Raw genomic sequence first — 19,366 nt, 5'->3', positions numbered from 1 at the left:
TAAAAAGATCAACTTCCATAAAAACAACGGGTTTATCGCATGGCAGCGGCCGAGTTCAGAGCACTTAGGGACTATCTTGGCAGTCAGATCCTGGGGCAGGAGGAGCTAATAGAAGGGCTCCTGATTGCCCTGTTATGTGAAGGACATGTGTTAATCGAAGGGGCTCCCGGGCTGGCCAAAACCCGCGCCGTCAAGGCGCTCGCTGGCGCCGTCGAAGGGCGCTTTGCCCGTATCCAGTTTACCCCCGACCTGCTTCCTGCCGATCTCACCGGCAGCGAGGTGTTTCACCCGCAGGATGCCAGTTTTGTTTTCCAGCCAGGCCCCCTCTTCAACCATCTGGTGCTGGCAGACGAGATCAACCGGGCGCCAGCCAAGGTACAATCAGCGCTGCTGGAAGCCATGGCCGAACACCAGATCACCGTGGGCAAAAAGAGCTGGCGGCTGCCACCTCTCTTTATGGTCGCCGCCACCCAGAATCCTATCGAGCAGGAGGGAACCTATCCCCTGCCGGAGGCCCAGCTCGACCGCTTTCTGCTCAAGCTGATGGTGGATTACCCGAGCCCCACGATTGAACTCGCCATCTTGCAGCTCAACGCCAGCGGCGAACAACTTGGCGCGGCGCCAGTGACCCTGAGTCAGACCAGCTTGCAGCGTGCCCGCAGCGAAGTGCTGGCGGTAACCATGCAAAGCCGACTGGAGCACTATCTGGTGGAGCTGGTCTGCGCCACCCGCCCGGGCAGCGGCCTTTGCCCTGCCCTTGAGCCATTGATTGCCGTGGGGGCCAGCCCTCGGGCTACGCTGGGGCTGGCTCGCTCCGCCCGCGCCCGAGCCTGGCTCGCCGGACGAGATTATGTGCTACCGGAAGATATCCAGCTGCAAGCCTATCCGGTGCTGCGCCACCGCCTTATTCCCAGCTATCAGGCACTGGCCGACAATCTGGATAACGATATCCTGATCGCTCAACTGCTGGATCAGGTGCCATGTCCCTAGAACCCGGTCTGCATCCCGATATCGCCCTGTCGCTGCCACGACTGCTCAATATCCGGCTCTGGGCGAAAGCCAAGAAGCCACCTCACGCAGGCAGAAGCAGCAGCGAACGCGGCAAACCGGGCCGATCTCCCGGACTCACGTTTCGAGAGCTGCGCGCCTATCAGGCTGGTGACGAGGTACGCCATATCGACTGGCGAGTGACCGCACGCCTCGGTCGTCCCTATACCCGCCTCTATAGCGAGGAGCTCGATCAGGCGCACTGGCTGCTGCTCGATCTCTCTCCCGCTATGTATTTCGGCTCCACGCTGCAACTCAAGGCTCGCCTGGGATGCGAGCTGGCGGCAGCCCTGATCTGGCAAGGGGAGCAGCAGCACAACACCCTGATCTGCCACGGGCTTATCCCCCATCACCAGAGCCAGCGCGGCAGCGTGCTGCCCCTGCTCGAATCCCTCTGCCATCACTATCAGCAAGGGCTGGCCCGCCGGGCGCTTTCTCACTCACTGGCCGATACCTTGTCCGGCGTGAAGCTGCCTCACGGAGCCAAGCTGACGATCATCACCGATCACAGACCCTGTGAGTCGGCGCTCTGTCAGCAGTTGCAACTGCTCTCGCAGTACCACGATATTCACTATTGGCAGATCCGTGACCCCCTCGAGGCTGCCCTTCCCCCTGATGGCCAGCTGCCGGTGGCCATTGATCGGCCAGGGCAACACTATCAGGGCTGGCTGGATGGGGGCCATGCCGGTTTCTCCCAGCGCTACCGGTATGCCGCCGAACAGCAACTGACCCACGGCAAACAGTTGCTGTTGCCATTGGTGCAGCGCCTCTATCTGCTCGATAACGGCCAGACGCTGCAACAACAGTGGCAGGAGGGGTTATGTCATCAGGGATGATCACGCACGCCGACGTCGACATTACCAGCCCCGCCTCCGAGGCCATCACCCCGCCACTGGCCGCCCTGATGCGCGACATCCACCCGGGGCCGGATCTGATTGAACAGAGTCTTGACCCCAGAGTGCAGGCGCTATTGTGGCTCCTGATCGCCGGTTTTCTTCTGCTGCTGCTCGTCCTGATTGCCCGCAGGGTGATACGTTACCGCCGCTGGTGTCTCCAGCTGGAGGGGGATCCGGCGCTGCTGGTGGCGCAAATACAGGAGGCCCTGCGTCATGAAGCGCTACAGCGCTGGCCCGAGGCGCGCCAACTGCAAGGTGAGGCGTGGCTCGCCTTCGTCGATCGTCACGGCGGCAGCGATTTTAGCCAGTTCTCGTCTCACTGGAGCAGTTGGCTTTATGGCAGCCAGAACCCGACTCGCGAGCAGTGCGAACAGCTTCAGCAACATTATCGCCGTTGGGGTCAAACCCTCTTCTTCCAGCTCGCCCCCCGCTCGAGGCGTAAAACCGCGCGGAGGCATCCATGATCCTGGCCTGGCCCTGGTTTGCGCTGGCGCTGGTGCTTCCCTTGCTGGTGCGCTTCGGCTTGCCGCCCCTGCGCCGCGGCTATCTGGCTCACCCCGGGTTTGCCCTGCTGTGTCCTCAGGCCGGATTACCGCTCTGGCGCGCCATGCTGCTCTGGTGCGCCCTTATCCTCGCCCTCTGCCGCCCCCAGTGGTGGGGGGAACCGGTTATTCAATATGAAGGGAGTCGGGATCTGCTGCTGGCGGTGGATTTGTCAGACAGCATGCGCACCCCGGATATGCTCGATAACGGCGAGCAGCAAGCACGGCTGACGGCAGTGCGCCAGCAGATCAAGGCGCTGATCGCCAAACGGGCCGGAGACAGGGTGGGCCTCATCGTATTTGCCGATCACGCCTACCTGCTCTCTCCCCTCACTCAGGAGATCCCGGCGCTGTTGACCTTGAGCGACGAGCTCGATTTTGATCTGGTCGGCCGAACCACCGCCCTTGGCGAAGCGATCCAGCTGGCACGTCAGCATGGGGATCCTGGTCGCCCCACCGCCCTGCTGCTGGTCACTGATGGCCGCAATACCGCAGGCAATGCCGACCCGCTGCAGGAGGCCAAACTCGCCGCAGCGCAGGGAATACGGATCTACACGCTGGGGGTCGGGGCCGATCCCGATACCTTTATCCAACCCTACGATGAGGCGGGCAGCGGTCAGGCCGATCCCAGCAGCGAACTGGACGAACCGCTGCTTAAAGAGCTGGCGCAGATCGGCAAGGGGCATTACTTTCGGGCACGCACCCAAAGCGATCTCGATACCATCAACGCGACTCTCAATGCCCTTGAACCTGCCCCAATGCCGATTGCCCACTACCAGCCGGTGATCGAGCTCTACCCCTGGCCGTTGGCACTGCTTTGTGGCTTGTTGCTTCTGCCGTCAGGGCACGGCAGGCTCGAGTTTCGCATGGTGCGTAGCTGGCTGACACGAGGTGCACGCAGATGGATCTGATCTTGCTCCGCCCCCTGTGGCTGATCGCACTCATCCCCTGGCTCTGGCAAGGGTGGCGCCGTCGTCGCCAGCCCCTGCTGCTCGCACCTGCGATGCAGGCTTATCTGCTGCCAACCTCCCGTCCTCAGCGCCCCTGGCTCTGGCTGGCAACCCTGCCCGTGATTTTGGCCCTGAGTGGACCGGCACTGCGCGGTGAGCTGCAACAGCAGCCTGCAGCACCGCTCGATATCTGGCTACTGGACTTGTCACGCTCGATGACCGCCACCGACCTCAAACCGGATCGGGCGACTCGGGTCAGATGGCAGTTGCAGCAGCTGTTGAGCCACGCCAAGGGCGAGCGCATTGCGCTGATCCTCTACGCAGGCGACGCCTACCTCGCCATGCCGCCCACCCGGGATCATCAGGCCCTTTCGCTGCTGCTGCCCGACTTGCGCCCCGATATCATGCCGTTGCAGGGCAGCAACCCGGCACGGGCGGTGGAACTTGCCATGAAGCAGATTGCTCCCGGTGAACAAGCGCGTCTGCTGCTGATCACCGACGACCTCACCCGGAATCAGATGACCCAAATCGCCGCCCTGTGGCCCTGCCAGCAACGCCTTCTTTGCCGCGACACCCAGTCGGCACGCCTCGATATTCTGCTTGCCAGCAGCGGTCAACCGGCCCCCATGCCCGCCATTCCGGCCAATGAGTTGGGGTTTGCCGCCCGCATGCCTGCACAGTTGCCCGTCCCCGATAGTCAGGCCATTGCCGCTCTGGCCAACCGTCTCGGCGGTGAGCTGCAGTGGCTTGGCAGCGACGTCCCCCGCTTTGCCCCGCTGCCCACGACTACCTCGGCCCTCACCCCGGCACCACTGGATCTTGGCCCCTGGCTGCTGCTCCCCTTGTTACCGCTTGCCTTGCTGGCCAGAGTTGGCGCTCGGTTGATGGTGGCGCTGATGGTGGGAGCTCAGCTGCTTGCGCCACAAGATCTGCAAGCAGCAGAGAGAGGGGATCTGCAAGCGATGCAGGCTTATCAAGAGGGGGATTTTCAGCGGGCTGCCCGCACCTTCAACGATCCAGTCTGGCGCGGCAACGCCTGGTATCGGGCCGGAGCCTATCGGCAAGCTATCTCAGCCTATCAAGAAGCAGCGAGTGCCACTGCCCACTACAACCGCGGCAATGCCCTGCTGCAACTGGGGGAGTTTGCCGCAGCCAAAGAGGCCTATCTGGCCGCTCTGGCGCTTGAACCCGGGCATGAAGATGCGCTCTATAACCTCTCTCTGTTACAGGGCGCAGCGGCGGCTGCTCCCGATACCAGCAACAGCAAGCAGCCCAAGCCATCGGCTGAACAGCAGGCAGCAGCAATGCCCCTGCCACCCTCTCCCCCGGTGTTGCTGCTGGAACAGCGACTGCGCAAAGAGGCGCTGCGCCGGGATCTGATCAAGATGGAGGAGCCCTGGTGACGCGGGCAGGATGGGGGTTGTTGCTCGCACTCGCGAGTCCACTTTGCTGGGCCTTGCCCCCCCGGGCAGAGCTGCTGCCGGGGGCCGATCCAAGCGATTGGCTGCTGATCATCGAAGCGGATGGCGAGCGCCAGAGCAGCGAACTGGAGATCACCCCCCTACTGCGCCAGTTTGCAGTGGGCAGAGTGACCATGAGCCGGGTCACCACCCCGGTACAACAACTGACTCGCTGGCAGATCCCGCTGCACCAGAGCAATTCACCCGCAAATACAGAGGTGGTGATTGCCCCGCTCAAGCTGGGAAATGAGTTCACCCCCTCGCTCACCCTGCCATTGAGAGAGGTGAAAACAGCGGCGCGGCCACAGCCCGAGGCACCCTCGCCCCTTGAGATGCAGGCCAGCCTTGATCATCAGGGCCCGCTCTATCCCGGCCAGCCGGTGATCTACCGGCTGACACTGTGGCTGCCCACCAGTATGCAAAACCCGGCCTTGAGCGAGCTCAGCTCTGCCCACTTCACCATCCGTCGCCTCGGTAGCGACGAGTGGATCGCACCCGCTCAGGCTGGTCTGCCCGGCAGGCTCACCCGCAGCTGGCTAATTCAGGCAAAAGCGCCGGGACTCTGGTACCTCGACTCACCCCGCTTGCAGGGGCAGCTCACGCCGCAAGGGGGCAAGCCGCAACGGCTCTCGGCCCGCGCGGCACCGCTAGAGGTGAGGGTCGACAAGGCCCCCGCCACGCCAGTGGCCACCCGGCTGACCCTGAGTCAACGGCTTGAACCGGCCTCCACGGGGGAAGTGGGTGAACCACTGATCCGTATCCTCACCCTGACCATGGAAAATGGTGACAGCGGCCAGATACAGCTTGCCCCCCTGATGGCCCATCAACTGCCAAACGGCATACAGGCACATCCCGATGGCGAGCAACAGCAGGAGCGTTACCGAGACGGCAAGCTGCTGTTTGAGCGACAGTGGCGCCAGACTCTGGTCGCGGAGCAGAGCGGCGACTACCAGCTGCCCCCCATTGATCTGCCCTGGTTTAATACCCAAAGTGGCCGGATTGAGCAGGCCAGCCTGCCTGCCATCACGCTGACGTTTCAGGCAACGACAAATCGGCAACCTGATCAGCAGACATCGCAGATGGCACTGCGAGAGAGCCTTTGGTGGGTCGTGCTGGCCGTGACGCTGCGTACGCTATGGCGCCACTGGCCCCGCTGGCGTGCCTTCTATCAACTGCAACGAGCCCTTGCCCGACACCAGCCGGATGCCAGTCGCAAGGCGCTGATCAAGTGGGCGACCATGCGCTGGCAGGTCTCCTATTATCAATTAGGCCAGTTGCCTGACGCTGGGCATAATCGGCTCGGCAACGGGCTAGCCGCACTCGAGCGAGCCTGTTTTGCACGGCCCTCTTCTGGCCAGCCCATCGAGTGGCGCGCTCTGGCGCGCACCCTCAGGGCTGATGAAACGGCCGGTATTGCGCATCTGATTTACCTGCTGGCGCACGGGAGTTCCCGCTCCCGCCGCCACGCCCCCTGACAAGGATTGCCCTATGGCACTGCTGTTTTTTAGAAAAAAACGTGCTCAGCAGCATATTGGTGGAAATGATCCGGCCACTTCGCCGGTCTCTGATCCCATGGCTGACAAACAAACCAAATTTGAAGCACTGGTTCATGCGCTGCATGGCGATCTCTATCGGTATGCCTACTGGCTGACCCGGGATCCCAACGTGGCGGAAGATCTGGTGCAAGAGACCTTCCTGCGTGCCTGGAAGGCTATCGACACCCTGCAGGATGACAAGGCGGCCAAAGGGTGGCTGATCACCATCCTCAGACGGGAAAACGCCCGCCGCTTTGAACGCAAACAGCTGGAGCTGGTGGATCTCGACGATCACCCTCAACCTCAGCACGATGCACTGCACAGCGAACAGGAGATGGAGAACGAGTGGTTGCACCGTCACATCGCCCGGTTGCCCGAGGAGTATCAGGAGCCACTGCTGCTGCAAGTCGTGGGAGGATTCAGTGGTGAGGAGATTGCCGAGATGCTCGGCCTCAACAAAAACACCGTCATGACCCGACTGTTTCGCGCCCGCAACCAGATCAAGGAGGCGATGGAGCAGAAGAACCAAGCAAGAGGACACGGACATGGATGAACTCGAATTTCGCCGCAACGCCATGATCCAGCCCAACGATCAACAACCGGACTTTCTCAAAACCGCCGAAGCAAGCCAGGCTAATCGGAACTACCTCGACGAGATGAAGCAGTTCGACAGAAGCCTCAAGCGTGCCATGCAGGTAGAGGTTCCCGCCGGACTGGCCGAGCGGATCCTGCTCAGGCAAGCCATGCTGCAAGACAGTGATGCGCCAGATGATATGCCGCCATCCCGACCCCTTGGCACGGCGCCAGTCAAGCTCCGGACATCAACATCCTGGCGCCAGATCGCCCTGGCTGCATCGGTCGCCTTCCTGCTGGGAATGAGCACCCGCTGGATCACGCTGCCAGAAACGGCTCCTGCGGCCCTCTCCCTCGCACAGGTGGCGATGGCTCATGTCTATGGCGAAGAACCCTTTATTGAAGGTGTCGATGAGCAGGTCAATCTGCATAACATAAATGCCAAGATGGAGAAGTATGGCGCCACCTTAAGCGGGATGGATGGGCTCAAGGTGACCTATGTCAATCACTGCTCGTTTTATCAGGGACCAGCCTTGCACATGGTGATCCAGGGAAAGATGGGCCCTGTCACCCTCTTTTTAGTGCCCAAACATGTGCCATTAACCCTGCAACAGGCCACCTTTGAAGATGGCACCCTCAAAGGGGAGATAGTCCAGCTCAAAGGCGCCAATATGGTACTGATTGGCGAGATGAAAGAGCCACTTGCCCCCGTTGCCAACGCCCTGCAGTCACGTCTGCAGTGGGACATTTAACATCGCCGGTTAACAACCTCAGATCCATTCTCAATAGCAGGCGGCGGTCACCAGCCGCTGCCTGTTCCCCCCCTGATTACTCCCCTTTGTCACTCATTTGCCTCAAGATTTCGAAAAATTGACAAAATTATTTTTGTGACGCAGATCGGCAATCCAGGTCAATAATCCATCTTTAGGCCATGAAAATGATGAATTAAACAGCAAGTTAAAACAAATGATTAACACATCGATCACTTTTATGTATTCTGCTGTCACTGGTCTGATTTCTTACCTCCTACCAGATCCATAGAATCACGCCAGAATTGATTGGGAAGAAGCTGAAATAAAAACGGATTTTGTCGAGGTTTGCATTGAACGTGCAGCCAATATCGGCAAAAAAATCTGCCTACAAGAGAGAACACCATGACGACAACTATTTTCAAGAAGAGCCTGATTGCCGCCACCATCGCGCTGGCCACCGGTCAAGTCCATGCTGCGGCATTCCAGTTGAACGAGCACTCGGCCTCCGGTCTGGGTCGCGCCTATGCCGGTGAAGCGGCTATCGCCGACAACGCCTCCGTTCTGGCCCGTAACCCGGCCGCCATGACCACCTTCGACAAGATGGCAGTTTCTGTCTCCGGCACCTACATCAAACCGGATGTCGATGTGGATGGTGCTGTTTACGCTGGCGCGAACAAAATGGCTCCAGCCAGCGAAAGTGGCATTGCTCCGGCAGCCTTCGTTCCCGCCTCCTACTTTATTCAGCCGCTGAATGACCAGTGGGCTTGGGGTATTGGCATCTTCTCCAACTACGGTCTCTCCACCGAATACTCCAAAACCTTCCCGGCTGGTGCCGGTGCTGGTGATACCGAGTTGATGACCTTCAATATCAACCCGAACATTGCCTATCGTGTCAACGAACACTTCAGTGTCGGTGCTGGTATCAACGCCGTTTACGGTGCCGCCGAACTCAACCGCTATGCCGGTCTGCTGGGCCCGCTGAACCCACCTAGCCAAGGTGGCCCGCTGCCGACAGATACTCGTCTGGCTCACCTGAAAGGCGACACCTGGGGCTTTGGCTGGAACGTTGGTACCCTGTATGAAGTCAATGAAAACCATCGCTTTGCACTGACCTACCGTTCACAAGTCGATATGAGCTTTGACGGTGATTTCCAAGGTGCAAGCTCACTGAATCGCACCGTGGATGGCAACCTGAAGCTGGATCTGCCTGCACAAGCCGAGTTCGCTGGTTACCATCGCCTGAGCCCGCAGTTTGCTGTTCATTACTCTGTAAACTGGACTGACTGGAGCGCCTTCCAGGAGCTGAAAGCAACCAGCAGCCAATGTGCTGGCGGCGTATGTCTGCAAAAAGATGAGAAGTTCAAAGATTCTACTCGCTACTCCATCGGCGGTACCTGGTATATCAACCCAGCATGGGAAGCTCGCATGGGCTTTGCCTATGACAACACCCCGATCGAAGCTGACTACCGCAGCCTGAGCATTCCCGACTCAGACCGTATCTGGTACAGCGCCGGTGCCACCTACCATATCAACACCGATATGAGCGTTGACTTTGGTATGGCTTATCTGGACGGTAAAGAAGTTGACGTCAACGAAGGTCTGCGTAGCCACTCCGACAGCCTGCGTTGGAAAGGAACTTCCCACGGCAACGCCTTCCTGGCTTCTGCCCAGTTCAACATGAAGTTCTGATTATTGATAGAATGGAAAGAGCGCCGCCAGGCGCTCTTTTTTTATCCATAACTTAGATTTCAGCGCACACATGTAGCACACACGTGTTTATTTTTCTTTTCCAATCAAGCTATTAGAGTGCATCATCCCAGCATTTAATATTGTTTTATCCAGATGCTGGCCATTACCGTTGCCTTACTGGTCATACCATATAAAATCCTGCCTCCATTCATATGACCGATTGAACCTTCGGGTAACAGCAAGGATTTTGCCATGCATCCCATCATCAAACCGTCCGCCATCGCCCTGCTGGTGATCGCGGGTCAGACCCATGCCGCCGGGTTCCAATTGGCTGAACAGTCCGCTACAGGACTGGGACGCGCCTTTGCCGGTGAGGCAGCCATCGCGGATAACGCCAGTGTACTCTCCCGCAATGCAGCAGCCATGACCCGCTTCGATCAGATGGCGCTCTCTGGCGGAGTCATCTATGTCAGTCCTGACGTCAATATTGAAGGCAACACCCGCTTGCCGACCAAAGCCGGTATCGTCACCTCCGATGCCAGTGCACACGATATCGCCGCCGCAGCCTGGGTACCCAACGCCTATCTCATCATTCCACTCAATGAGCAGTGGCGACTCGGCTTCTCGGCAACCTCTTACTACGGCCTTGGCGTCAAGATGCCGGATAACTACAGCGCGGGACACTTTGGCAATGTCTCCGATATCAAGACCATGGATCTGGGTACCTCACTCGCCTATCGCATCAATGAAATGTGGTCAATTGGTGCCGGGATCTCTGCTATTCAGGGCGAAGGCGAAGTCGGTGGCACCTTCCCTTCTCGCAACCTGATCGCAAAACATTTGCAAGGGGATGGCTGGGCATGGGGCTGGAATATCGGCACCTTGCTGGAGTTGTCGGAGCAAACCCGGATTGGGCTCTCATACCGCCACGATGTCAATTTGACACTCTCGGGTGATGCCATTCTTGGCCTGCCCAACGGCAAGGAGCTAAAAGACACAGGTTCTCTGGATCTTCCGCTACCCGCAACGGCAGAGCTTGCTGCATTTCACCAGCTGACCGAAAAACTGGCGATCCATGGCAGCCTGAACTGGACCAACTGGAGCAAATTTGTCCAGCTGGAAGCCGATCTGGATACACTGCCCAACATGCATATCAAGGATGAACACTGGGAAGATAGCTGGCGCTATGCGATCGGGATGACCTATCAACTGACTCCCCAGTGGCAGCTGCGCTCGGGAGTTGCTTACGATGCGAGCCCGGTACCAGCGGATCGCCGTACTATCTCCATTCCTGATGCCGACCGGATCTGGTACAGCCTGGGGATGGGTTATCAGTTCACCCCCAACCTGACCATGGATCTGGGGTTAACCCTGATCGATGGCAAGAAGGTTGATGTTACTGAAAAAATGGAGTTGCAACCGGGCAACCCGCAGAGCACCTCCACCTTCCAGGGCACCTCCGAGGGAGATGCCTGGCTGGCTGGCGCCCAAATGAGTTATCTCTTCTAAGTTCCCTCCCTGCAGAAAAACACTATGCCAATTATTGCCTTACCGAACAGGGTCAAAACTGGCATAGTGTTCTGCAACACCATAAAATCAACCCAGTACCCATACTGGAGCAAGGCATGTATTCCTACGTAGCCAGACAGCCGATCCTCGACAGAGACCTCAATACCCATGCCTATGAGCTGCTCTTTCGCGATAGCCTGAATAATGTCTTCCCGAGCATCTCCTCACAACAAGCCACCTCCCGGTTGGTGGTCGAGCAGTTTCTGCAACAGAATATCGATCAGCTGTTGGGTGGCCGCCCCTGCTTTATCAATTTTCCCCACTCACTGTTACTGGAAGGACTGGCCGAGTGCCTGCCACCCGAAAAGGTGGTGATCGAAATTCTGGAGGATGCCCCTCCGGATGATGCCCTGCTGGAAAAGGTGAAGCAGTTGCACAAACTGGGCTATCAGCTGGCACTCGATGACTTCACCATGTCGCCGGATTGGGAGCGCTTCCTCCCGTTTATCCACATCATCAAGTTTGATCTGCGTGACACGCCCCTGTTGCAGATCAGGGTGTTCATCAAGCGCCATCAGGCGCTGGGACTCACCTATCTGGCAGAAAAAGTTGAGGACAAGGCTGAGTTCGAACGAGCCAAAAAGCTGGGGATCCAGCTGTTTCAGGGCTTTTTCTTCAGCCGCCCCGAGATGGTCAAACAAGCCACTATGGAACCCGCCCAGGTCGTGGTCATGCAGTTGCTCAATGTGGTCAACGAGACAGAACCCGATATCAACAAGATCGAGCAACTGCTCAGCCAGGATATCTCTCTGTCACTCAAGTTGCTGCGCTATGTCAATCATCTCAAAGGCCATGCCAACCCCATCTCCTCGTTTCGCCAGGCTGCGATATACTTGGGCAATACCCAGCTAAAGCGTTTTGTTTCACTGGTGGCTGCGACCAGTGCAGGCAAGGGGAAAAGTGCCGAGCTCTACCAGATGTCGATGATCCGTGCCCGTTTCTGCGAGTTGCTGGCGCATACCCATGCGCCGACCCTGCAGGCTCAGCAAGCGTTTATCACCGGTCTCTTTTCGCTACTGGATGTGCTTATGGAGCAGCCGATGGACAAGCTGCTGGGGACTATCCCCCTGATCGAGGATATCCGGCTGGCGCTGCTCGAGCGCAAAGGCACTCTCGGTTTCTATCTCGCATTTTGTGAAGACTACGAGAATGCCAACTGGCCCAAAGTCACGGCCCGAACAGCCCGCCTGGGGTTGAATGAAGATAAGGTAAGCCACCTTTATCTCGCGGCAACGACCTGGGTGAACGAGCAACTGCAAGCGATGGATACCGGCGATTAAGGGATCTCTACCGCAATAGCGGTCGCCTCTCCGCCACCGATACAAAGAGACGCAATGCCTCGTCTCTCTCTCCGCAACCTCAATGCCGAGATCAGCGTCACCAGAATACGTGCTCCACTCGCGCCAAGCGGGTGACCCAATGCGCAGGCGCCACCATGAACATTCACCTTGTGATGGGGGATCCCGCACCCGCTCATGGCCAGCATGGTGACCATGGCAAAGGCTTCGTTGACTTCGAACAGGTCAACCTCATCCACTGACCAGTCGAGACGAGCCAGCAGTCTGGATATTGCGCCAACGGGAGCGGAAGTGAACTCGGCCGGCAATGCCGCATGGCTCTGATAACCGACGATCCGCGCCAATACAGGTACCTGCCAAGCTTGCGCAGTGGCACCATCCATCAATATCAGCGCCGCCGCGCCGTCCGAGATGGAGCTCGAATTGGCCGCCGTAATGGTGCCATCTTTACCAAATGCAGGCTTCAGGGTCGGGATCTTCTCCGGCCTCCCTTTGCCCGGTTGTTCGTCTTCGGCCAGCAACAAGCGATCACCGCGATAGACACTTGCCAGCTCGGATGCAAACGCGCCGGCTTGCTGCGCAGCGCGGGCACGCTGCAACGACGCAAGGGCAAACTCATCCATGGCAATGCGGGTCAAACTGGCATGATCGGCGCTGCGCTGGGCGTGTATTCCCATCAACTGGCCATCATAGGCATCCTGCAATCCGTCGAGGAAAAGGTGATCAAACAGCTGTTGATGGCCCATCCGAAAACCATTGCGGGCATTATCCAGCAGATAGGGGGCCCTGCTCATGCTCTCCATCCCCCCAGCCACCACAATCTTGTTATCGCCCAGACGAAGGGAATCTGCCGCCAGCATCACCGCCTTCATGCCGGAGCCACACACCTTGTTGACCGTGGTAGCAGGCACACTCTCTGGCAATCCCGCTTTTAACATCGCCTGCCTTGCCGGCGCTTGTCCCACACCTGCCGAGAGCACATTGCCCATAAACACTTCATCGATCTGCTCGGGAACAAGCCCGCCCTGTGCCAACGCAGCGGCAATGGCACAGGCCCCCAGCTCCGGGGCCGCCACCTCTGCCAGTGCCCCTTGAAACGCCCCCATTGGCGTACGTTTTGCTGCCACAATTGCAATATCCATTTGCCCGCCTCTTTTAGTTACATGGTCATAACATAGGTTTTCTATGCCATGGGAACAAGAGTTGCAGTGCAGTTTACGTTTAGGTAAGGTGCCAGCAGGATTTAGCTCGCCAAGAAGTTTATATGAACAAAAACAAGGATGAAGCCCGGAGCTACAGCATCAGTGAACTGGCTCGGGAATTTGATATTACGACGCGTAGCATCCGTTTCTATGAGGATCAAGGGTTACTCAATCCCGCCAGAGAAGGGCAGACCCGCATCTACAGCAAGCAGGATCGGGTTCGTCTCAAGTTGACCCTGCGTGGTAAGCGGCTCGGTTTCAGTCTGGCCGAGATCCGGGAGTTGTTTGATCTTTATGATGCCGACAAGAGCAGCCGCACCCAGCTGCAAACCATGCTCGGGCTGGTTACCGAGAAGCGGGAGACGCTGCAGCAGCAGATGGAAGATATCAGGATGGTGCTGCTGGAGCTGGATGCCGCGGAGCGGCGCTGTCAACAGGCATTGCAGCAACTGGGTCGTTAAAGAAGGGGGCCGTGAGATCCCCTTCTCATGCTTCAGATAACAAAAAGCCACTCCTGAGAGTGGCTTTTCTGCTACCTGACGGTTCGTGATTAAACGCGAACGAAGTCCAGGTGAACCAGCTTGTAACGTACCGGGTGACGCTGGATAGCTTTCACTTTCACGTTAACTTCTTCGCCGTTGATAACCAGAGTCAGTACGGACTCATAGAATTCCGGCTTTTCTTGGGCCAAGATGAATTTCTTGTGGTCAACAGTGATGGACTGGGCTTCTTTGCCTGCACCGTAAACGATGGCAGGAACTTGGTCAGCTTGACGCAGGCGGCGGCTCGCACCTTTCCCCAGGTCAGAACGGACTTCAGCTTGGAATACGAAAGACATAGTATGTATCTCTTTTAAAGGAATGTATGGTGCAAACTGCGACCGGTCAGCACCTCGCAAAACGAGCGCGAATACTACCATGGGCCAATAGCGGATACAAGGCTCATCCCGCGCTTTAACGCCCCTGCTCAAGACGAGCAAATTGCTGTTGCCGCTGGGCCGGACTCAACGCATCAAACTGCGCAAGCGTCTCGGCGCGAGGACAGTAGAGCCCCTCCCCGGTTTTGACCCGGATACTGTTACCGAGGCCCGCCCTGTTTTCTGCGGCCAAGGCCAGCAGATAGCTGTAAGTATCTGCCCCCACCCTGCTGGATAGCTGATTGGCGATGCGCCACAGCGTCTCACCCGCCGCGACCCGATGGCACACTGAGCGCCCCTCGCCAACCGCCGGCGCAGAGAGTGTCAGTGTGGTGCTATCAGATGACACGCTGGCCGCCAGCAGACCATCACTGCGACTCCCCCTCTCGCCAACTGCGGCACCAAGCAACGCCAGCAATGGCTCTGCTTCGTAGCGGGGGGCGACCGCCAACTGAACCGGCATGGCACGAGGAACGTTGAACTCGGCGATAAAGGGCGCTATGGGTTGCGATGGCTCAAAAGGTGAAACACTGCCATGCTGCACGGTTGCAGCGACCTGGCCGGGGGCGACCCCGTAAGCCATCTCGTCGATGCGCCGCAGTCTTGCCAGATAGGTTTTGGAGAGCTGCGCCTCCCCCTCGAACAGATCGAAGGGGGGCACCAATCGGGCGGGAAAGAGGATCTGCCAGCGACCGTGCTTCTGCTTTTGGGCCAGCGGCGGAAACTGATTGCCACGCCAAGCCACAAACATCGCAGGCGGCGTGCGCGCCAGCGGGTAATATTCCGGGTTCAACTGCACCCAGGTTTGTTCCGCAATGGGTTGATAACCGCTGATCACCACCTGCGCCACACTCAACCAGACCCCCAGCATCCTTGCCTCCCTGACTTGCGGTTTGAAGGGGCTACCTGACCGGCAACCCCTTCTTATCACGCGCTATCATGCTGTTAAAACAGTTAGATAGCAGCTTAGCACTGAGCGATGGCGTTAAGCACCCGTTTATCGGAGACCGGATAAGGGGTGCCCAGATTCTGGGCGAAGAACGACACCCGCAGCTCCTCGATCATCCAGCGGATATTGGCCACCTCGGTGGGCACCAGCTGGGATTTGGGGATCTTGGCCAGCAGCGCCTTGTACTCCGACTCCACACTGTGCACCTTGAGCATGTAGACCCGATCCCGGTTGGAATCGATGGCCAGCTTCTCCAGACGTCGCTCGATGGCCCGCAGGTAACGCAGCAAGTCAGGCAGCCGCTGCCAGCCGGTCTCGGTGACAAAGCCCTTGTGAATAAGGTTGCCGAGCTGCTGCTGGATATCTGACATGGCAAAGGCGGTGTCGAGCTGCATCTTGCCCTTGAGCCGCTTCTTGATCTCATGGGAGAGCGTCAGCACGGCTTCCACCTGCTTGGCCACCTCCACCACCGTATCGTTGAGCTCGGCGCGGACATACTCCTTGAGCGCCTCGAAACCGGCCTCGTCCCAGGCCAGCCCGCCATGTTGCTCGATCAGCTTGTCGCAGCCACAGGCGATACAGTCATCAATCAGCTCCGCCACCTTGCCAAACGGGTTGAAATAGAGCCCCAGCTTGGCCTTGTTGGGCAGCTTCTCCTGCAGATACTTGATGGGAGATGGCACATTGAGCAGCACCAGCCGGCGCTGGCCCGCCCACATCAGCTGCTGCTGCACCACAGGGCTCTCCACCAGCTGAATGGCGACCGAATCCTTCTCGTCTACCAACGCCGGATAGGCTTTCACCTCGAAGCCGCCGCGCTTCTGGCTGTACTCCTGGGGCAGCTCGCCAAAGCTCCACAGGGTGAGACCGGACTGCTCGATGTCATCATCCGCCACTTGCGACAGGGTCTCCTGCACCTTGCCACGCAGCGACTCTTTCAAGGCTTCCAGATCTTTCCCTTCCGCCACCTTCTTGTGCTTGTCGTCCACCACCCGGAAGGTGAGTTTCAGGTGCTCGGGCACCGCATTCCAGTCCCAGGATTCGCGAGGTACGGTGACGCCGGTCATGCGGCGCAGTTGACGCTCCATCTCGTCCAAGAGCGGCCCCTGCTCGGGGTTGATGCTGGCAAGCAGCGCATCGGCATAGTTCGGCGCCGGCACAAAGTTCTTGCGCATCGGCTTGGGCATCGACTTGATAAGGGCCACCAACAGCTCGTGGCGCAGCCCCGGGATCAGCCACTCGAACCCCTTCACCTCCACCTGATTCAGGAGCGGCAGCGGAATATGCAGGGTCACGCCATCGGCGGCCTCCCCCGGCTCGAACTGATAGGTCAACTTGAGCTTGAGGCGCCCCTGCTGCCAGAAGTTGGGGTAGTCGAGATCGCTGATGTGGGCGGCATCCCCTTTCATCAGCATCTCTTTCTCGAAGTTGAGCAGCTCGGGATCCCGCTTTTGCGCCTCTTTCCACCACTTGTCGAAGTGACGAGCGGAGATCACCTCCTCCGGCAAACGGGCATCGTAGAAGCGGAACAGATCCTCGTCATCCACCAGAATGTCGCGTCTACGGGATTTGTGCTCCAGCGCCTCCACCTCGGCCAGGAGCTTGCGGTTATCGCTGAAGAAACGGTGACGGGTCTCGAAATCCCCCTCCACCAGGGCGCGGCGGATGAACAGCTCGCGGCACAGCGCCGGATCGATGCGGCTGAAGTTGATGATGCGCTCGTTGACTAGGGTCAGGCCATAAAGCGTCACCTTCTCCTTGGCCATTACGGCGCCATTTTTCTTCGACCAGTGGGGGTCGCTGTGGTGCAGCTTGATGAGGTGCCCCGCCAGCGGCTCCACCCACTCGGGTTCAATCTTGGCGTTGATGCGGGCATAGAGGCGCGAGGTCTCCACCAATTCTGCGGCCATCACCCACTTGGGCGGCTTCTTGAACAGACCCGAGGCCGGGAACAGGTGGAAACGGCCGTTGCGGGCGCCAAGGAACTCGGGCTTTTCCAGATCCTTGTTGCCGATGTGGCTCAAGAGGCCGGTCAGCAGGGCACAGTGCACCGTCTTGAAATCCGCCGGTTCATGGTTGGCTTTAAAACCCAGCTCCTTGACCGTCTGACGCAGCTGGAAATGGATGTCCTGCCATTCGCGCACCCGCAGATAGGAGAGAAACTCCTTCTGGCACATGCGGCGGAATGGATTGCTGCCAAGGGCATCCTGCTGCTCTTTCAGGTAGTTCCACAGATTGACGAAGGCGAGGAAGTCGGAATCCTTGTCCTCAAAGCGCCTGTGCTGTTCGTCGGCGGCCTGCTTCTTCTCCATGGGCCGCTCGCGGGGATCCTGAATGCTGAGGGCCGCAGTGATCACCATCACCTCGCTCAAGCAGCCGGTCTGCGCCGCGCTGATCACCATCTTCGCCAAACGCGGATCAAGGGGGATGCGCGAGAGCTGGCGACCGGTCTCGGTCAGCTGCAACTTTGCTTCGCGATCGCCGGTGGCGGGCAGCTCGCGCACCGCCTCCAGCTCCTTCAAGAGGGTCAGGCCGTCCTTGATATGGCGCGATTCCGGCGGCTCCACGAAGGGGAACGCCTCCATGTTGCCAAGGCCGAGCGCCAGCATCTGCAGGATGACGGAGGCCAGGTTGGTGCGCAGGATCTCGGGGTCGGTAAAGGCGGGACGGCTGTTGAAATCCTCCTCCGAGTAGAGACGGATACAGATGCCGTCCGCCACCCGACCGCAACGCCCTTTACGCTGGTTGGCGCTGGCCTGGGAGACCGGCTCGATGGGCAGGCGCTGCACCTTGGTGCGCCAGGAGTAGCGGCTGATGCGGGCGGTGCCCGGATCAATGACGTAGCGAATGCCCGGCACCGTCAGCGAGGTCTCCGCCACGTTGGTGGCGAGTACGATGCGCCGTCCGGCATGTTGCTGGAACACCTTGTTCTGCTCGGCGTTGGAGAGGCGAGCGTAGAGCGGCAGCACCTCGGTGTCGCGCAGATTGAGCTTGCGCAAGGCATCGGCGGTATCGCGGATCTCCCGCTCGCCGTTCATGAAGATAAGAATGTCCCCGAGCCCCTCGCGGGCCAGCTCTTCCACTGCGTCGAAGATCCCCTGCAGTTCGTCGCGCTCTTCCAGCCCTTCGCTCTTGTCACTGGTAAGTGGGCGGTAGCGCACCTCCACCGGATAAGTGCGGCCGGAGACCTCGATCACCGGCGCCTTGTTGAAATGGCGGGAGAAACGTTGCGGGTCGATGGTGGCCGAGGTGATGATCACCTTGAGATCGGGGCGCTTGGGCAGCAGTTGCTTGAGATAGCCCAGAATGAAGTCGATATTGAGGCTGCGCTCGTGGGCCTCATCGATGATGATGGTGTCGTACTGGGTGAGCATCCGGTCGTTCTGGATCTCGGCCAGCAAAATACCGTCAGTCATCAGCTTAATGTGGGTCTGCTCGCTCACCTGATCGGTAAAGCGCACCTTGTAACCCACGTAGTGACCGAGTTCGGACTCCATCTCCTCGGCAATACGGGCCGCCACGGTGCGGGCAGCCAAACGGCGTGGCTGGGTGTGGCCGATAAAGCCCTTCACCCCGCGCCCGAGCGCCAGACAGATCTTGGGGATCTGGGTGGTTTTGCCCGAGCCTGTTTCCCCTGCAATGATCACCACTTGATGTTCTTGAATGGCCTTGGCGATCTCCGCCTGCTTCTGACTGACCGGCAGGTTGTCCGGATAGGTGACCTTGGGCACACCGGCCAGACGGGTTTGATAGCGCGCTTGCGCGGCATCCAGATCGGAAGCGATGGTCTCCAGCACGGCAGCCTGTTTGCCTTCAGGCAGCTTCTTGACCCTGTGCAGACGGCTGGAAAGGCGGCGAGCGTCGAGGTTCATGCAGGCAGAGAGACGGCGGCGCAGCGCCTCGATAGAGAGAGACAAGGTACGAATTCCTTAAATAGGTGCCCAGAGGGGCCATATCGATAAGCTGGGAGCGATCCTAAAGAGCGAGC

General features: G+C 58.9%; 16 protein-coding genes. 12 read left to right on the top strand and 4 right to left on the bottom strand.

Annotated elements, in window-relative coordinates:
• The first annotated feature begins 39 nt into the window (after window positions 1-39).
• From I6L44_RS05740 to I6L44_RS05690, 11 genes are all read left to right on the top strand, one after another.
• The gene (locus I6L44_RS05740; protein ID WP_216953535.1) at window positions 40-990 is read left to right on the top strand and encodes a MoxR family ATPase; all 951 of its coding nucleotides are present in this window, start codon (window positions 40-42) and stop codon (window positions 988-990) included.
• The gene (locus tag I6L44_RS05735; RefSeq protein WP_216953534.1) at window positions 981-1,883 is read left to right on the top strand and encodes a DUF58 domain-containing protein; all 903 of its coding nucleotides are present in this window, start codon (window positions 981-983) and stop codon (window positions 1,881-1,883) included. The genes I6L44_RS05740 and I6L44_RS05735 overlap by 10 nt, the downstream gene beginning before the upstream one ends.
• Window positions 1,868-2,407, top strand: coding sequence for a DUF4381 domain-containing protein (locus I6L44_RS05730; RefSeq protein ID WP_216953533.1), 540 nt, complete (start codon window positions 1,868-1,870; stop codon window positions 2,405-2,407). The genes I6L44_RS05735 and I6L44_RS05730 overlap by 16 nt, the downstream gene beginning before the upstream one ends.
• Window positions 2,404-3,396: a VWA domain-containing protein gene (locus tag I6L44_RS05725; protein ID WP_069526872.1), complete on the top strand. Its 993-nt coding sequence runs from the start codon at window positions 2,404-2,406 to the stop codon at window positions 3,394-3,396. The genes I6L44_RS05730 and I6L44_RS05725 overlap by 4 nt, the downstream gene beginning before the upstream one ends.
• Window positions 3,387-4,838 carry a VWA domain-containing protein gene (locus I6L44_RS05720; protein WP_216953532.1) on the top strand — a complete coding sequence of 484 codons (1,452 nt, stop codon included), beginning with the start codon at window positions 3,387-3,389 and terminating at the stop codon, window positions 4,836-4,838. Before I6L44_RS05725 ends, I6L44_RS05720 begins: the two co-directional genes overlap by 10 nt.
• Before the next feature lie 20 nt (window positions 4,839-4,858).
• Window positions 4,859-6,370 (top strand): BatD family protein, encoded by a 1,512-nt coding sequence (locus I6L44_RS05715; protein ID WP_216954361.1) that lies wholly within the window; start codon window positions 4,859-4,861, stop codon window positions 6,368-6,370.
• 13 nt (window positions 6,371-6,383) lie between these two features.
• On the top strand, window positions 6,384-6,983 hold the full coding sequence (locus I6L44_RS05710; protein ID WP_005333245.1) for a sigma-70 family RNA polymerase sigma factor: 600 nt from the start codon (window positions 6,384-6,386) through the stop codon (window positions 6,981-6,983).
• A complete protein-coding gene (locus tag I6L44_RS05705; RefSeq protein ID WP_064341244.1) occupies window positions 6,976-7,755 on the top strand; it encodes a DUF3379 domain-containing protein in 780 nt (259 codons plus the stop codon). The genes I6L44_RS05710 and I6L44_RS05705 overlap by 8 nt, the downstream gene beginning before the upstream one ends.
• 402 nt (window positions 7,756-8,157) lie before the next feature.
• Window positions 8,158-9,444: an outer membrane protein transport protein gene (locus I6L44_RS05700; RefSeq protein ID WP_005360328.1), complete on the top strand. Its 1,287-nt coding sequence runs from the start codon at window positions 8,158-8,160 to the stop codon at window positions 9,442-9,444.
• Window positions 9,445-9,696: 252 nt separating this feature from the next.
• Window positions 9,697-10,953, top strand: a complete 1,257-nt coding sequence (locus tag I6L44_RS05695; RefSeq protein ID WP_216953531.1) for an OmpP1/FadL family transporter — start codon at window positions 9,697-9,699, stop codon at window positions 10,951-10,953.
• A 116-nt stretch (window positions 10,954-11,069) separates the two neighbouring features.
• Window positions 11,070-12,293: an EAL and HDOD domain-containing protein gene (locus tag I6L44_RS05690; protein ID WP_216953530.1), complete on the top strand. Its 1,224-nt coding sequence runs from the start codon at window positions 11,070-11,072 to the stop codon at window positions 12,291-12,293.
• On the opposite strand, the gene I6L44_RS05685 is transcribed toward I6L44_RS05690, so the two are convergent.
• The gene (locus I6L44_RS05685) at window positions 12,290-13,453 is read right to left on the bottom strand and encodes an acetyl-CoA C-acyltransferase (protein WP_216953529.1); all 1,164 of its coding nucleotides are present in this window, start codon (window positions 13,451-13,453) and stop codon (window positions 12,290-12,292) included. The genes I6L44_RS05690 and I6L44_RS05685 overlap by 4 nt on opposite strands.
• Window positions 13,454-13,575: 122 nt before the next feature.
• Here I6L44_RS05685 and I6L44_RS05680 point away from each other — a divergent pair, with 122 nt between their 5' ends.
• Window positions 13,576-13,974, top strand: coding sequence for a MerR family DNA-binding transcriptional regulator (locus tag I6L44_RS05680; protein ID WP_216953528.1), 399 nt, complete (start codon window positions 13,576-13,578; stop codon window positions 13,972-13,974).
• An 89-nt stretch (window positions 13,975-14,063) separates the two neighbouring features.
• Here I6L44_RS05680 and rplY read toward each other — a convergent pair whose 3' ends face one another.
• The 3 genes from rplY to hrpA form a co-directional block, all read right to left on the bottom strand.
• Window positions 14,064-14,351 carry a 50S ribosomal protein L25 gene (gene rplY / locus I6L44_RS05675; protein ID WP_005345280.1) on the bottom strand — a complete coding sequence of 96 codons (288 nt, stop codon included), beginning with the start codon at window positions 14,349-14,351 and terminating at the stop codon, window positions 14,064-14,066.
• Between the two features lie 115 nt (window positions 14,352-14,466).
• A complete protein-coding gene (locus tag I6L44_RS05670; protein WP_216953527.1) occupies window positions 14,467-15,300 on the bottom strand; it encodes a hypothetical protein in 834 nt (277 codons plus the stop codon).
• A 95-nt stretch (window positions 15,301-15,395) separates the two neighbouring features.
• On the bottom strand, window positions 15,396-19,295 hold the full coding sequence (hrpA, locus tag I6L44_RS05665; protein WP_216953526.1) for an ATP-dependent RNA helicase HrpA: 3,900 nt from the start codon (window positions 19,293-19,295) through the stop codon (window positions 15,396-15,398).
• Window positions 19,296-19,366 lie beyond the last annotated feature (71 nt).

It is taken from the genome of Aeromonas sp. FDAARGOS 1414 (assembly GCF_019047065.1).
Lineage (GTDB): Bacteria > Pseudomonadota > Gammaproteobacteria > Enterobacterales > Aeromonadaceae > Aeromonas > Aeromonas veronii_A.
This window is presented reverse-complemented; position numbering and strand designations above follow the sequence as displayed.

Excerpts from the sequence above, each read along its gene's own strand:
- I6L44_RS05740 (WP_216953535.1), top strand. The coding sequence starts at position 40 with ATGGCAGCGGCCGAGTTCAGAGCACTTAGGGACTATCTTGGCAGTCAG.
- I6L44_RS05735 (WP_216953534.1), top strand. The coding sequence starts at position 981 with ATGTCCCTAGAACCCGGTCTGCATCCCGATATCGCCCTGTCGCTGCCA.
- I6L44_RS05730 (WP_216953533.1), top strand. The coding sequence starts at position 1,868 with ATGTCATCAGGGATGATCACGCACGCCGACGTCGACATTACCAGCCCC.
- I6L44_RS05725 (WP_069526872.1), top strand. The coding sequence starts at position 2,404 with ATGATCCTGGCCTGGCCCTGGTTTGCGCTGGCGCTGGTGCTTCCCTTG.
- I6L44_RS05720 (WP_216953532.1), top strand. The coding sequence starts at position 3,387 with ATGGATCTGATCTTGCTCCGCCCCCTGTGGCTGATCGCACTCATCCCC.
- I6L44_RS05710 (WP_005333245.1), top strand. The coding sequence starts at position 6,384 with ATGGCACTGCTGTTTTTTAGAAAAAAACGTGCTCAGCAGCATATTGGT.
- I6L44_RS05705 (WP_064341244.1), top strand. The coding sequence starts at position 6,976 with ATGGATGAACTCGAATTTCGCCGCAACGCCATGATCCAGCCCAACGAT.
- I6L44_RS05700 (WP_005360328.1), top strand. The coding sequence starts at position 8,158 with ATGACGACAACTATTTTCAAGAAGAGCCTGATTGCCGCCACCATCGCG.
- I6L44_RS05695 (WP_216953531.1), top strand. The coding sequence starts at position 9,697 with ATGCATCCCATCATCAAACCGTCCGCCATCGCCCTGCTGGTGATCGCG.
- I6L44_RS05690 (WP_216953530.1), top strand. The coding sequence starts at position 11,070 with ATGTATTCCTACGTAGCCAGACAGCCGATCCTCGACAGAGACCTCAAT.
- I6L44_RS05685 (WP_216953529.1), bottom strand. The coding sequence starts at position 13,453 with ATGGATATTGCAATTGTGGCAGCAAAACGTACGCCAATGGGGGCGTTT.
- I6L44_RS05680 (WP_216953528.1), top strand. The coding sequence starts at position 13,576 with ATGAACAAAAACAAGGATGAAGCCCGGAGCTACAGCATCAGTGAACTG.
- rplY (WP_005345280.1), bottom strand. The coding sequence starts at position 14,351 with ATGTCTTTCGTATTCCAAGCTGAAGTCCGTTCTGACCTGGGGAAAGGT.
- I6L44_RS05670 (WP_216953527.1), bottom strand. The coding sequence starts at position 15,300 with ATGCTGGGGGTCTGGTTGAGTGTGGCGCAGGTGGTGATCAGCGGTTAT.